This window comes from Salinimicrobium oceani, from assembly GCF_012037645.1.
Window position 1 is genome coordinate 1 of record NZ_JAAVJR010001525.1, and the last position, 297, is coordinate 297.

Here is a 297-nt window from a genome sequence, read left to right on the forward strand (position 1 = left end):
TATATCCATGAATTTGCGCCTATAGCGCGGGAAGAGATGGAGCTTTATAAGATCCCTGCCAGTATAACGCTGGCCCAGGGAATTCTTGAAAGTGGGGCAGGGGATGGCGAACTTACCCGCAGGGCTAATAATCACTTCGGAATTAAATGTCATGGCTGGAGTGGGCAAAAGGTTTATCACGATGATGATGCGTCGCAGGAATGTTTTAGAAAATATAAGGATCCTAAATATTCCTACCGCGATCATTCGCTGTTTCTAACTGAAAGAAAACGCTATGCAGCTCTTTTTGACCTGGAT

Annotated in this window: 1 protein-coding gene; it reads left to right on the plus strand. The window is 44.8% G+C overall.

The annotated features are described in order from the left end of the window. On the plus strand, nucleotides 1–297 hold a 297-nt coding region (locus HC175_RS22930; protein WP_168140070.1), incomplete at both ends, for a glucosaminidase domain-containing protein.